A 14,125-nucleotide genomic window follows, 5' to 3' on the forward strand; every position below is an offset into this window, starting at 1 on the left:
TTGCTGGATTATACATCAATTAAAAATATCACTTTAGTTGTAAAGAGAATATTTTTAATATTGATATAAATGATTTCAAATATCTACTGTTACTGTTGATTAAACTCTATCGTCTTATTTAACAATATCTCAGACGATAGTGAGCCTTTGCTCACCACAAATTTAGGATAGTTAATGCTGGTTTTAATATTGATTGGAAGTGATAATCGATTATGTGCTAAAAATTGAAAAAGTGGTGTTATTTTTTCTGATGACACGCTTTCCTGTAAGCGCCCAAGCGTAATGTGAATAATATTTTTATGCAGATGATGATCAATGGGGATTTGCTGGTAAACCTGTTGTCTAAACTGCGTTAATGTTTTTGATACACCTATTAATATCACGCTTCCATTAGTCGTTAAAATAATATCATTAAATAGGATCTCAATCTTTTCTATCTTATTAAAGATATTCGTTATTTTTTGACACCAAGCCAGTAACATTAATTTCTGAGGCTCAAATAACGCTATAGGTTGATTAAAAATGGTCAACAAAGTGCAATGAAGTTGTAATTGTGGAGTCACCGCTATAAAAGGAAATTGCTGAGCAATTTGCTGACAATAAACATCTAATTGTTGGCTAAAAGGGATAAAATTCTCATCCACCTTTGGTTTATCAATAATGAGCTGCCCCGCATTTAAACTCAAATCGATAATATCTTCATTATTAATCTGTTGTAACCACTTTTCATTGCGCGATAATTTTTTAACTGTTGCTTGGGTTAAAAATGAATAGGCCATCGATAAACCTCGGTAACGAAGATTGTTATTAATACATTGAATTGAATGGCATTTAAAATCAAGTCATAAAGTAGATAATAAAAAAGTGGCTCTCAAGAGAAAGCCACTGTCACATCCAATGGGGGAGATGTTAAAGGATAGGTTTATCTACAATGTCATGCTCTAAGCAAAACGCAATTTATGATAAGAAATTTGCCGCCTTAAATTTCGCCAATGCATCTGCTTTTTGTTCAGCTGTCAGTGGGCGTAAAGGACGACGAGGAGCGCCAACATCAATACCATGCAATTGCATTGCTACTTTGCCTGCAGCAACGCCACCGTATTCGACTAAAACTCGAATAATAGCGATAACTTTATCCATGCAATCTGCCACACCTTGGTGATCACCCTGATTAAATCTCTCAATCAACTCAAGATATAACGGTGCAGCGTAGTTATAGGTGCTACCTACAGCGCTTAATGCACCGCAAGCTAATCCTGCCGGAATAAATTCATCAACGCCAAATGGAATATCATATTTACCTCCCTCTACCCGTAAGCAACGCTGAAATTCATACATATCAGGGGAGTTAAATTTCATGCCAGATAAATTGGGGATCACTTTACCTGCTGCTTGTAAAAACTTTTCCATATCAATGCTTAATCCTGACATGGTGGAATGATAATAGTAGAAACCTTTTGAGGGTGCACTTGCCGCTGCTAAACGACAATATTCTACTAAATCATCAACATGACTAGGTTTAAAGAAGCAAGGGCCAATCACTGATGTGGCTTTAATATCTAATGTTTCAGCATGACGAGCAAGTTCTAACGTATCAGCAATACTTAATGCACCAGTATGAATAATAAGATCAAGTTGTCCCTGACTCGCTGTAACCCAACGTTCAGCGACTTTTTTACGCTCTTCAACCGAGCAATGTATACCTTCACCAGTAGTACCTAAGACATAAGCCCCTGTTACCCCAGTCGCAATTAGGTGCTTAGCAATATCATCAATAACAGGGTAATTAACACTACCGTCCGCAGCAAAAGGAGTATGAGGCGCGGCAATCAGTCCAGAGAGTTTGTTCATGATCACTTCCTATGGAGATTAATTTCTTTATTAATTAACTTATGGAGTTTAACTCTATATTAGAGAGCGACTAGTCATAACGCAATAACGAAAATAGCCCTGAAGGAAAGAGAAAGGTAAAACTGTGATCTTTAGCTACTTTCTGCTCAAGATGCTTTAAAATAGCAATAAACTTATGCTGAATGCGTCTGTTTTAACGCATTGAGAGTACGTAATTTCTGCTCTTTTACTGTTTCAGGCTTAGCCTGAACTAACAAGGTATAAAGCAAATCTAAAACAAAAAGTTGTGCTGTTTTTGTACCAATAGAATCGCCTTGTAATTTCCCTTGTCGATTACCATTAATTAAATGGTGATCTGCATATTCCATAATTTGTGAGCCTAAATTATGCGTCAATGCAATCGTGCTTGCGCCCGCTTCTTTAGCCAATTTCAATGCATGAACCGTTTCTAATGAATTACCCGAGTGACTAATACCGATAGCGACATCACCAGATTTTAATAATGAGGCTTGCATATACATAAAGTGGTTATTAGTTACGGCATCAACACGATAACCAATACGCATAAGTTTATTTTTCAGATCTTCCGCAGTGATCCCCGAAGAGCCAACGCCGCAGATAAAAACATAGTTTGCTGATAATAGTGCATTGACCGCCCCTTGCACTTGCTGCATATCGAGTAAATTTAATGTTTCTGATAACACATTATTTATTGTTGCTTGCAATTTTAGGCCAATAGTATGGATATCATCTTGGTGACTGACTTCTGCATCAAGGATTGGCGATTCATCATTATCTGATGTTGCCATTTCAATCGCCAAATCCATTTTAAAGTCTTGAAAACCTTTATAACCCAATGTCCGACAAAAGCGGACAACCGTCGCTTCACCTGCTTTGGTTGCTTGAGAGAGTTGGGCAATAGACAACTGAGTCACTTCCGTAGGATGGAACAGGATATAGTCTGCAATACGTTGCGATACGCGAGTTAAACTATTTTTCATAGCGCCTAGCGTATCAAGTATTTTACCCGGCTTTAATCGAGTTGTTGCCTGTTCTGTCATGGACATTATCCTTGCTTGCAGCAAATACACGAGAATAGAATTTTGCCCACAAGAGTACCAATTCCAACAGGTTAAAAAAAGCCTTGTTAAGACAATAATGTGATAATAACAAAACGCCTTATTCTCAGTATCACTATAACTCCAACTAACTGATACATGAGAAATAAAGCGTTTTATTAAATAATAATGATTAGTGAGTTAACGCGGCAACATCTAGTTTAATAACCACTTTCTTTAATGTACTGGCCTCATTTTTCGGCGCAATACCTGGCTTATGTGGCTCATAAGGCATAAAAATGGCGAACATATTTGGTGTAAGGGATAATGTTTGACGATGTATGATGTTATCAGTCAACTGATAATCATCCGTTTCATTATAAGGTGTCACATCTTGTGCCGAACCTTGTATTCCAAAATCAATTGTCTCTTCACCGGATAGTAAGATCTGAATATCGATATAACGCTGATGCAATTCGGCTTGTTTTTGCTCACGAGGCACGGTTTCAAAAGTCATAACATTCATAAACAACGTCTCACCATCAATTTTATAGCTGCCCGGTGCAAGTGACGCGGGATCAAGTGCTAATGCTTTTTCCATTGCATGACGTAACGCTGGATTCATTTCTGGCATAGTCGCCAAATCAGATAAATGTCCAAATAACATAGATTATTCCTTCTTAGTTCTCTGATGTTTCACTGTCATCTAAGGAAAGCTGTTTTGCTGGTGCGAAAAGTGGTGCCGTAATGGTTCCTGCAATCACCACTGACATTGAACCAATGACTCCATAGAAGAAGAAGTTAAGATCACTGCCATAACGTGCAGCCAATACTGCAATAATACTCACGATGATCCCAACAACGGCGCTACCGGCATTAGCACGTTTTACAAAAATTCCCAACATAAATAGGCCTGTCATTGGTCCGCCCATAAGACCTATAAGGCTATTAAATGCATCCCAAATTTCAGCTTCATCGGATAAAACTAACCAAATTGCCGCAAAACTACTGAATATCCCTGCCACAATAATAACTAACTTTGCGACTTTCATTTTTTGTTCAGGACTAGGGGATGATTTACTAAGACGAGTATAAATATCAGAATTAAAGCAACTTGAAATACTATTTAAACTACTAGAAATACTTGATTGTGCAGCAGCAAAAATAGCTGCAATAATTAACCCTGCAATACCGATAGGCATTTCCGTCACGATAAATAGTGGTAAAATTCCCCCCGTATTAAATCCTGCGGGTAATAAACTTGGGTTTTGTTGGTAGTAAACAAACAATGCAGAGCCGATGGCAAAAAAGAAAATAGGAATAATAGCCACTAATTTAGCGTTAGTTATCAATGTACGTTTAGTTTCTTTAATAGAATCGGTAACGATATAGCGTTGCACAACATCCTGACTAGCAGTAAATTGCTGAATATTGGCAAATAAAAACCCAATCATTAATACAGGAATAGTGCTATCTGTCCAACTCCAGCGCCATTGTGTGGTAGGAAAGAATTTATCTGCTTGTGCTGTAGTAGTAAAAATTTCGCTAATACCACCATCAACTTTAAAACAGATCATAATAAAGATCAGTACAGCACCACCAGAAAGTAATAAACCTTGAATAACATCCGTCCAAATAACGCCTTCAATGCCCCCCATCCAAGTATAAATAATGCATAATAAACTTATTAATACGATTAACACGACCGGATCAATCCCCATAAAAGGACGTAAAGCTAGTACGGTTAAATAAGTAATAATAGCAACACGCCCAATATGGAATAACATAAATGAAAGGCTAGCAAATAAACGACTACGAACATCAAAACGAGCTTCTAGATATTCATAAGCGGAGGTGATTTTTAATTTTCTAAAAAAAGGAATATAGAAATAAAAAACTAAAGGTAAAATTGCAATAGCTAAATACTGTCCAATAATAAAGGTCCAATCAGAAGTATAAGCTTTAGCAGGAATGGACATAAATGTAATCGAGCTTAATGTGGTCGCAAATACAGACACTCCAGCGGCCCACCCAGGAACTCGCCCTCCACCACGGAAATAGTCATCCGCAGTTTTTTGACGTTTAGAAAAATAAACACCCACGAGTAACATAGCTGCCAAATAGCCAAACAGCACTGCATAGTTAATAAAACCAAAATCATGTAATTGCATTTTTTAGTCCTGCCATATGTAGGGTAAAAGGTAAGTTTTACGACAGTTTTTTTATTGCTCTCTAGACCATAGGGCTGCGCCCCATAATCCAGCATCATGATGATAGTGAGCTGATACAATCGGCACTTGTAATGCTAATGGTTGTTGTGCCATAGCAACTTGAACCAATTCGAGATAGCCGTTAGCAAGCCCCACACTGCCACCAAGCACAACACAATCAGCATCTGTTGTAGCTTTAATATTTGTGATCAAATTAGCTATGGTGTTGGCAGAGCGTTTAATAATGGTGGTAGCCTGTAAGTTTCTCTGGTGAAAAGCGCTGAAAATTGCCTTAGCATCTTTACCAGCAAGTTCCCCTTCAGCCTGTGAGGCAATCGCACGCCCCGATGCGATGGCTTCAACACAACCATGGCGGCCACATCCACAACGAGGGCCTCGAGGATCAGCTAAGGTATGACCTAAATGGCCTGCAAGACCACGTTTTCCTATTAGTAGCTGCCCTTGCTGAACAATGCCTCCGCCAACGCCGGTTGAGACAGTAATAAACGCCATATCAGATATAGTGTCACGACGATGATAATACTCAGCCCATGTGGCAGCTTGGGCATCATTAAGTAACCAACAAGGTGATCCGGTAAGGGTTGATAGTGTTTCCATTAAAGGAAAATCGTTTAATCCACCTAAATTATCGGGGTTTAATGCGGTTAAAATGCCATTACAAATGATCCCTGTTGATGCAACGGCAACACTATCGGCATGGTTTTTTAATGGTGTAATAATGCTAACTAATGCTTCATAAAGTTGTGTTGGAGATGGACTTGCTGGTGTTGCTATTTGTCGATGTTGTGTCAATTGGTTATCTCGGCTAATTAATGCTGCCGAGATTTTGGTTCCTCCAATATCAATCGCTAATGTATTCATTTATCTAACTCCTGCTGCCACTTTAATGCCTGAGTAAACCACTCACAGACATGTTCAAGACGAGTTAATGCAGAGCCAACGGTGACAGCCCAAGCTCCCGCTTGCATACCCCTTGCCGCCATCATTGGTGTGTTATAACGCCCTTCCGCAATCACTCGACATCCTTGCTCTGCTAATGCGGTCACCAGTTGAAGATCGGGTAATTTTGGTATTTCCCCACCGGTATAACCTGACATCGTTGAGCCAATAAATTCAGTACCGAGTTGATGACAATACATCCCTTCATTAAAAGTGGCACAATCTGCCATCGCTAGTTTTCCTAAACGATGAACATGCTCTAGCAATGCTTTCACGGGAACTGGGCGTAGGCGATCAGTACCATCAAAAGCGATAATATCAGCACCAGCTGCGACCAATGCTTCAATATCATTTAACCAAGGCGTGATCCTGACAGGGCTATCAGGCAAATCACGTTTTACAATTCCAATAATTGGCACATCAATAAGAGGACGTGTTGCTTTTAAATTATCAATTCCTTCAATACGTACTGCGACGGCACCTGCATTTACTGCTGCTTGAGCCATTGCGGCTACAATGTCAGGTTTATCCATTGGACTATTATCAACAGGTTGGCAAGAAACAATTAACCCACCTTTTTGTTGAATATCTTTAGTCATCTTTTCAATTAGTGCCATGTTGAACTCACTGCTCTCTTTTTTTGAAATGTAACTCCGAATTATATTATTTTACGGAGTTTTATTTCTCAATCGAAAAAACTACGATCTGTGAAGAAGATCAAACAATGACCAAATTGATATAACATGATGATAAATAAACAGAATAAAAATGGAGGCTAAATAGCCTCCATTGATTTTGTTATATTTCTCTTGAGTGATTAATTTAGTGTGTCGCTGTTTTTGCTTGCTCGACTAAATTAATTAAACGACTTCTCATGGCGTGATTATCTTGAGCGACTTGGCTTTCTGCCCATTTTTGATCGTCAATCTTCACCACTCGTGCAGCACAATATTTAGTTTCTGGAGTTTTTGAGACAGGATCGAGATTATCTTGTGTCAGTTCGTTACATGCACCAATCCACCATTGATAAGTCATATAAATAGCTTGTTTATTAACGGTTTCGTTTAGATTACACCGTGACAACACCTTACCTCGACGAGATGCAACCCAAACAATTTCTTGATCAGCAATACCTGCCGCTTTAGCAATATCAGGGTGAATTTGCACATACCCCGGTTCATCTGCTAATGATGCTAATGCTTTACAATTACCCGTCATTGAGCGACAAGAGTAGTGCCCTACCTCACGTACCGTTGATAAAATCATTGGATACTCTTCATCAGGCAACTCTGCGGGGGCGCGCCATGCGGTAGCAAAAAGCTGCCCTTTACCTGATGGCGTTGTAAATCGATTATCTGAATATAAATAGGGTGTTCCCGGATGATCGAGCTCAGGACAAGGCCATTGTATATGGGCTAATCCCGCTAATTTTTCATAGGTCGCACCGAAAAATAGCGGACATAATGCTCTTACCTCATGCCAAATTTCTTCATTATCTGTATAAGACATTGGATAGCCCATAGCCGTGGCTAATAAACTAATGATTTCCCAATCACGTTTAACGTTACCACGTGCTTGTACTGCCTGTTCAAAACGTTGAAAACCTCTATCAGCACAAGTAAAAATACCACCGTGCTCACCCCAACTGGTAGAAGGTAAAATAACATCTGCTTGCTCGGCCGTTTTCGTCATAAAGATATCTTGAACCACAATAAAATCGAGCGCTTGAAAACCTTTTCTAACCAGACCTAAATCTGCCTCAGTTTGAAGTGGATCTTCTCCCATGATGTAATAAGCTTTCACTTTACCTTCAATGGCTAAATGAGGGACTTCAGTAATGCGATAACCCACTTGCGGATCGAGTTTTTCAACCGGAATATGCCAAGCTTGAGCAAATTTTTGACGAATACCTTCATCTGTCACACTTTGATAGCCGGGGAACATATTGGGTAAAACCCCCATATCACAAGCACCTTGTACATTATTTTGCCCGCGAACAGGGGCAACACCTGCATGTGGTTTGCCTAAATTACCCGTCAATAACGCTAAACTCGCTAGCCCTTTCACAACATCTACCGCTTGACCAAATTGTGTTACCCCCATTCCCCACATAATGGTGGCTGTTTTTGCGGCTGCATAAGTGCGCATAGCTTGGCGGATCTCGCTTGCAGAAACCCCAACAATACGTTCTACTGCTTCAGGGCTATAATCCACCAGCTGTTTTTTATATTCTTCAAAACCTTCGGTGTAACGACTCACATATTCTTTGTCATAAAGATCTTCATCAATCAGCGTATAGGCAAATGCATTAACTAACGCCATATTGGTGCCATTCTTTAAGGGAAGATATTGATTAGCAATCTTCGCTGTTTCTATTTTTCGGGGATCACAAACAATAATTTTGGCCCCTTTTTGTTTCGCTTTCACCACACGACGCGCCACAATAGGGTGAGAGTCGGCACAGTTATAACCAAACACCAACAAACAATCTGAATCTTCAATATCAGCAATGGAATTACTCATTGCCCCATTGCCTAGTGTTTCTTGTAAACCAGCAACAGAAGGGCCATGACAAACACGGGCACAGCAATCAACATTATTATTACCCAGTACAGCACGAGCAAATTTTTGCATCACAAAATTGGTTTCGTTACCTGTACCCCGAGAGGAGCCGGTGCACATAATAGATTTAGCACCGTATTTCTCTTTAATTGCGAGTAACTTTTTAGCCGTAAACTCAATCGCTTCATCCCAACTGACAATTTCAAAATCAGCCCCTTTTTGTCGGCGGATCATCGGTTGATGAATTCTGGCTGTCAGTAATTTATTGTCATTTAAAAAATCCCATCCATAGAGACCTTTTAAACAAAGCTCGCCTTGGTTAGTGACGCCATTGGCACCTTCAGCTTTGATTATTCGACCATTTTCGACACAGAGATTGATTTTGCAGCCAGCGCCACAATAAGGACAGACGGAGTTGATTTTGTTCATTTGATATCCTTTCCCCTAACTAGGGAGTAAAAGAGTCATAAAGAACATCCAACTAAGCACGATTTATGCCAAGTAAAAAACCATGTAAAAATAAGTAGATAGTATTTCTGTCACTGGCTACCAAGGTTATATCGACATTTTTGTCGACAAGATTTTCTGAGCAAAAGTTATCAAAACGTTATCAAGTTTTTTAAAAAAAGGGCTTTCATTAATTTGTTTTTATGATATAACAAAATAGTTATTTGTTAGCAGTGGCATTCAATAAATCAGTGCAACAAACCAAATTCATTTCAATAAAGAGCAAAAACATGAACATTAACACTAACAATCGACTTCTAGGCCTACATCTACTCCTACTTTATTAGGGTGGCCAAGCTCGTTCATTTTTTGCTAAAGCCACCAGTAAGGTGGTTTTTTTATAACCCTGCTGGTGGAACTGTTTTTAGGGGAGTTTTTATGATGTCTCGTTCCACTACAAGGATTAAGGGTTATCACACCTTTGCAATACACTATTGTTCGGCAACCGTTTCTATCATTAATATAATGAAATCGGAGGCAAAATGAGCCAACAATGGACATCTCGTGTAGGCCATATTTTAGCAGCCGCTGGCTCTGCCATTGGTATTGGTGCAATTTGGAAGTTCTCTTATGTCGCCGCCAATAATGGGGGTGGTGCATTCCTCGTCGTCTTTCTGTTATTTAGCTTTATTATCGGATTAGCTGTTTTATTAGCTGAAAATATTTTAGGTAGTAGCACCCATGCCGAAGCCGTTAATGCCTTCAAAAAGATGATGGGACGTAATTGGGTAATTATCGGTGTCATTGGTGTATTTAGTTCATGGTGTATCTATAGCTTTTATAGTGTTGTCGGGGGGTGGACCATTGGTTACACCATTATGGCAGCTACTGGTGAATTAAATATTACTGATAGTAGTGAATTAACGGGGATCTTCACCCGTTTTATCAGTGACCCTTTATGGCCTATTCTTGCTCACTTGGTGTTTGCCGGATTAACATGTTTTGTCGTATTAGCGGGTGTTCAACGCGGATTAGAAAAAGCCGTCAAGATCATGATGCCATTGCTGTTTATTATCATGATTATTTTGATTATTGTCGGTATTAGCTTACCCGGCTCTTCAGAAGGTTTAAAATTATTCTTATATCCTGATTTTAGTAAATTAACCCCACAAGGAGTGTTAGATGCGTTGGGATTAGCCTTCTTCTCGCTGTCTATCGGTTTGGGTATTCATATTACCTATAGCGCCTATTTAGCGGATAATAAGACTATTGCTAACTCTAGTATGTGGGTTGTGATCCTCTCTTGTTTAGTGTGTGTTTTAGCAGGCTTAATGATTTTCCCTGCGTTAACTGCTGCTGGATTAGAGCCAAATGCTGGCCCAGGCTTAACCTTTATGACCATGCCAGTCTATTTTGCTAACTTGCCTGGTGGCAATATCTTGGCGGTCACTTTCTTTGTTTTATTATTAATGGCAGCATTAACCTCTGCAATTTCATTACTCGAACATATCGTCGCTTATGTACAAATGCGTTTTCAGTGGACTCGCCGTAGAGCTGGCTTAGTGGTCACAGCCTCTATTATGTTAATGGGTATCCCAGTTTCATTATCATTTGGTCCTATGAGTGATGTAACTTTAGGGGGCAAAACACTCTTTGATTTATTGGATTACTTAACCTCCAATATCTTAATGCCACTGTTTGGTATTGCGATGTGTTTAATTTTTGGCTGGTCACGTAGAGCCAATGCGGTTATTCCAGATAATATTACTGGAGCAAAACGCCAATGCTTATTATTAGTTTGGCGTTATATTGGCCCTATCTGTATCGGTATAATATTGGTACATGGTTTGATTGGTTAAAAAACAAAAAGAGAGCTTCTTATTTAAGAAGCTCTCTGACTAATTATCCCCGATGTTTGGATACTTGATAACTTTATTTATTAATAGACTTATTGATAGTTTTGTTTAATTTCTTGGCTAGCCACATGCCCGCGTTTAGCTTCTTTCTCCGCAATTTCCACCGATAAACCGATATAGGCTCTTGGATCAAGCATTGCTTTAATTTCTTCTGGGCTAAATGCCGCAGAGATAACGGGATTTTTAATCAAGTTAGTATAGAAATCTTCGCCATCTGCCGCTGTTTTGATCGCCTCTTCATACAATAAAGAGTGTGCTTTATCTTTGCCTAGTTTTTCTGCCATTTTCATCATAACGTACTCTGTATTATCTAATCCTTTATTTCTCATGACGTTATGTAGCATTCTCTCTTCATGCGGTACTATTGTTCTGGAAAGCTCTTCTGTTCTTAATAGAATTTCTGTTGTCAGCTCTAATGCCTCTTCCAGTAACCCATCAAATAACATATAGGAGCTACTATCCCCTTCATAAGGTCTTACCGCAGAATACATACCCACACTGGGTAAAGAATACAGTTTTTGTGAGTTAGCGATGATCCCTTTAGCCAGTTTAGGGTTAATTTTATGCGGCATAGTGCTACTGCCAACTGTACCTTTGGTAAACCCTTCCGAAACTTCCGCAATTTCCTCAAGTGTCGTACTATAAACTTCTTCACCAATTTTATGGCAGATATTAGCCATCAATGCCAAATTAGCCATATACTCTAATTTATGTGTACTAAGGTTACGAGAAGGCACCTCCATCGCTTCCATGCCAACTAATTCAGCCACACGTTTTTGCACCTTCATACCCACTTCTGGCATTGAGTTAAATGCACCCACAGCACCGCCCATCATGATAGTAAAGACGCGTTTTTCACACTCTCTCATGCGCTGATAACAGTCGATAAAATCACTGATCCAGACCGATACTTTATAGCCGTAAGTAATAGGAATAGCATGGCGGCCATGTGTTCTACCGGGCATGACCATATGTTTGGTTTTTTCTGCCAAGTTAGCTAAATTTTCGATGATCTCCCCAAGTAGCAACATAAATTTATGGTGCACTGTCTTCATCATATAAAGCTGTGAACTTTGCTGAATATTCTGCGTGGTAATGCCGTAGTGCACATATTTACCACTCTCTTGGGAACATGCCTTAACTAACACTTTTAAAAAGGGCACGAAACCATGACCGATTTTTTGGTAAATGCGGTTCATTTCTTCAAAATCGATATTCTCAATAACCGCTTTTTCTTTAATTTCATCAGCCGCTGACTGTGGAATAAAACCGTGTTCAGCTTGAGCTTGAGCGAGCATCGCCTCAAACATCAACCAAGTTGAATATTTAGCTTCATTGGATAACAGCGCTTTAATACCGCGATCATCGATTGTTTTACTTTTAGAATCGTATAACGCTCTCATTTTGTATCCTTTGTTATTTCTTCATTGCTTCATCAACAGCATTGCGAACAAACTCAACTTTTGGCCCATAAACAATATGGACATGGTTCGCTGCAGGAATAAAGAATGCTGTACAACCTGATTCCAACATTAACTCTTTATCAATTTGATTTACTTCACCGATATCGACACGGAGTCTAGTAATACAGTTATCAACGTTACGAATATTTTGTTTTCCGCCTAAAGCGCGAATTAAGATCTCCGCAATTTCGCCATAACGCTTCTCTTTAATAAGCGTATTTTTCATATTGCTTGATTCTTCACGACCCGGTGTTTTGATATCAAACTTAATAATGGCCCAGTAGAAAATGAAGTAAGTGACAACCGCCAGACCTAAACCAATAATCACTAAGTAGATCCAGTTGGTATGTTCATAGAGCAGACCAAAGATGGTGAAGTCAAATACCGTACCTCGGATATAGCCAATCGCCACGCCAGCAAAAGAGAGTAAAACCGCACCAATACCAACAATAATGGCGTAAATCAGATATAAAAGTGGCGCAATAAACACAAAGGTAAATTCGAGTGGCTCAGTGACGTTACCTAACATGGCGGTTAATACCATGGTCACCAACATAGATTTAACTTCTGCGCGATTCTCTTTTTTCGATGTTCTATAAATTGCTAAGGCAATTGCTGGGAATAAGAACAGAGTGACCAGCATTTGTTGTTGTGCCATAAAACGCGTTAAGCTTGGCATCATTGACCAATATTCACTACTTGGCCCTTGGTTAAACAGCACTTCTGTCATGGCAGGAACAACACCCACATAGGTTTGTCCATCAATAACGTAAGAGCCACCTGCTTCGGTAAATCTAAACAACACGTTCCATACATGGTGTAAACCAAATGGAATAAACAGTCGCTCTCCCCCTGCTGTAAAGAATGGTCCGACAGGACTCAGGAAGACTGCGGAAAGTTTTGTTAATCCCATCACCAAGACTTCCCAGATAAAGGGTAGTAATGCCCCTACGCCAATCATTAATCCCACCATAATAATGGCAACGGATTTTTTACCGGAGAAGAAGGCAAAAGCGGTAGGAAGTTCAAGGTTATAGAATTTATCTGTCGCCCAAGCGGCAATTAATCCGGTGATAATCCCCCCTGCGGCACTGATATTCATGGTTTGAATACCTAACACCTTGATCTGCCCCACTTGAGTCATTACGGCAGGATCAGCGAGTTTCCCCGTCAAAACGAGCCAAATATTAATGGTGCTAATCAAGGTTAAATAGCCGACAACGGAGGCAAACACGGCGATCCCCTTGTCTTTATGGCTCATACCATAAGCCACACCCATAGCAAATAGCAGTGGAATATTATCAAACACGACCCCTGCAATAGAGCGGATGCTCACTAATAATGCATTGACTGTTTCATTCCCCAGGAAAGGAAAGCGTGCAATCATATAAGACTGAACTAAAGCGCCACTGATACCCAGTATCATACCGATAGGCGCTAAAACACCGATTGGCAGGAGTAGGGTCCTACCAAAGCGCTGTATGGATTCGCTGAATTTTTTCTTGGCCATATTTTTTCCTTATGACTTCTCGAATATAGAAAAATGACAAAAGTACTCTAGCATTGAGTTATCTATAAAATGAATGGCGGGCTAGTTTTAAATATTATCTTAGGTCATTTATTATGACCTAGGTCTTTTAAATTAAAAAATAATTTAA

Annotated in this window: 11 protein-coding genes; 1 reads left to right on the plus strand and 10 read right to left on the minus strand. The window is 39.5% G+C overall.

The genetic code is table 11. The features are described 5' to 3' along the window. Positions 1 to 89: 89 nt before the first annotated feature. The 8 genes from AACU95_RS15940 to fdhF form a co-directional block, all read right to left on the minus strand. Complete coding sequence (locus AACU95_RS15940; RefSeq protein WP_141192007.1) at positions 90 to 779, minus strand: hypothetical protein; 690 nt, start codon at positions 777 to 779, stop codon at positions 90 to 92. Positions 780 to 957: 178 nt separating this feature from the next. Further along, complete coding sequence (locus tag AACU95_RS15945; RefSeq protein ID WP_004249018.1) at positions 958 to 1,851, minus strand: dihydrodipicolinate synthase family protein; 894 nt, start codon at positions 1,849 to 1,851, stop codon at positions 958 to 960. Between the two features lie 173 nt (positions 1,852 to 2,024). Next, positions 2,025 to 2,912, minus strand: coding sequence for a MurR/RpiR family transcriptional regulator (locus AACU95_RS15950; protein WP_004246688.1), 888 nt, complete (start codon positions 2,910 to 2,912; stop codon positions 2,025 to 2,027). Positions 2,913 to 3,102: 190 nt separating this feature from the next. Then, a complete protein-coding gene (gene nanQ, locus AACU95_RS15955; RefSeq protein ID WP_017827144.1) occupies positions 3,103 to 3,576 on the minus strand; it encodes an N-acetylneuraminate anomerase in 474 nt (157 codons plus the stop codon). Positions 3,577 to 3,589: 13 nt separating this feature from the next. Continuing rightward, positions 3,590 to 5,080: a sodium:solute symporter gene (locus AACU95_RS15960; RefSeq protein WP_074561575.1), complete on the minus strand. Its 1,491-nt coding sequence runs from the start codon at positions 5,078 to 5,080 to the stop codon at positions 3,590 to 3,592. Between the two features lie 51 nt (positions 5,081 to 5,131). Next, positions 5,132 to 6,001, minus strand: coding sequence for an N-acetylmannosamine kinase (nanK, locus tag AACU95_RS15965; RefSeq protein ID WP_141192008.1), 870 nt, complete (start codon positions 5,999 to 6,001; stop codon positions 5,132 to 5,134). Continuing rightward, entirely contained in the window at positions 5,998 to 6,696 is a 699-nt protein-coding gene (locus AACU95_RS15970; protein WP_049256475.1) for an N-acetylmannosamine-6-phosphate 2-epimerase, read from the minus strand. Before AACU95_RS15970 ends, nanK begins: the two co-directional genes overlap by 4 nt. A gap of 205 nt (positions 6,697 to 6,901) precedes the next feature. Then, positions 6,902 to 9,070 (minus strand): formate dehydrogenase subunit alpha, encoded by a 2,169-nt coding sequence (gene fdhF / locus AACU95_RS15975; RefSeq protein WP_004249015.1) that lies wholly within the window; start codon positions 9,068 to 9,070, stop codon positions 6,902 to 6,904. A 560-nt stretch (positions 9,071 to 9,630) separates the two neighbouring features. Between fdhF and AACU95_RS15980 the strand changes: the two genes are divergently transcribed. Continuing rightward, complete coding sequence (locus tag AACU95_RS15980) at positions 9,631 to 10,947, plus strand: sodium-dependent transporter (RefSeq protein WP_004246681.1); 1,317 nt, start codon at positions 9,631 to 9,633, stop codon at positions 10,945 to 10,947. Between the two features lie 89 nt (positions 10,948 to 11,036). On the opposite strand, the gene AACU95_RS15985 is transcribed toward AACU95_RS15980, so the two are convergent. Both AACU95_RS15985 and AACU95_RS15990 read right to left on the minus strand, forming a co-directional pair. Continuing rightward, the gene (locus AACU95_RS15985; protein ID WP_004246680.1) at positions 11,037 to 12,407 is read right to left on the minus strand and encodes a class-II fumarase/aspartase family protein; all 1,371 of its coding nucleotides are present in this window, start codon (positions 12,405 to 12,407) and stop codon (positions 11,037 to 11,039) included. Positions 12,408 to 12,420: 13 nt separating this feature from the next. Next, on the minus strand, positions 12,421 to 13,977 hold the full coding sequence (locus AACU95_RS15990; protein WP_004246679.1) for a PTS transporter subunit EIIC: 1,557 nt from the start codon (positions 13,975 to 13,977) through the stop codon (positions 12,421 to 12,423). Between the last annotated feature and the right edge of the window lie 148 nt (positions 13,978 to 14,125).

Source organism: Proteus sp. G4415, assembly GCF_963896075.1.
GTDB lineage: Bacteria > Pseudomonadota > Gammaproteobacteria > Enterobacterales > Enterobacteriaceae > Proteus > Proteus mirabilis.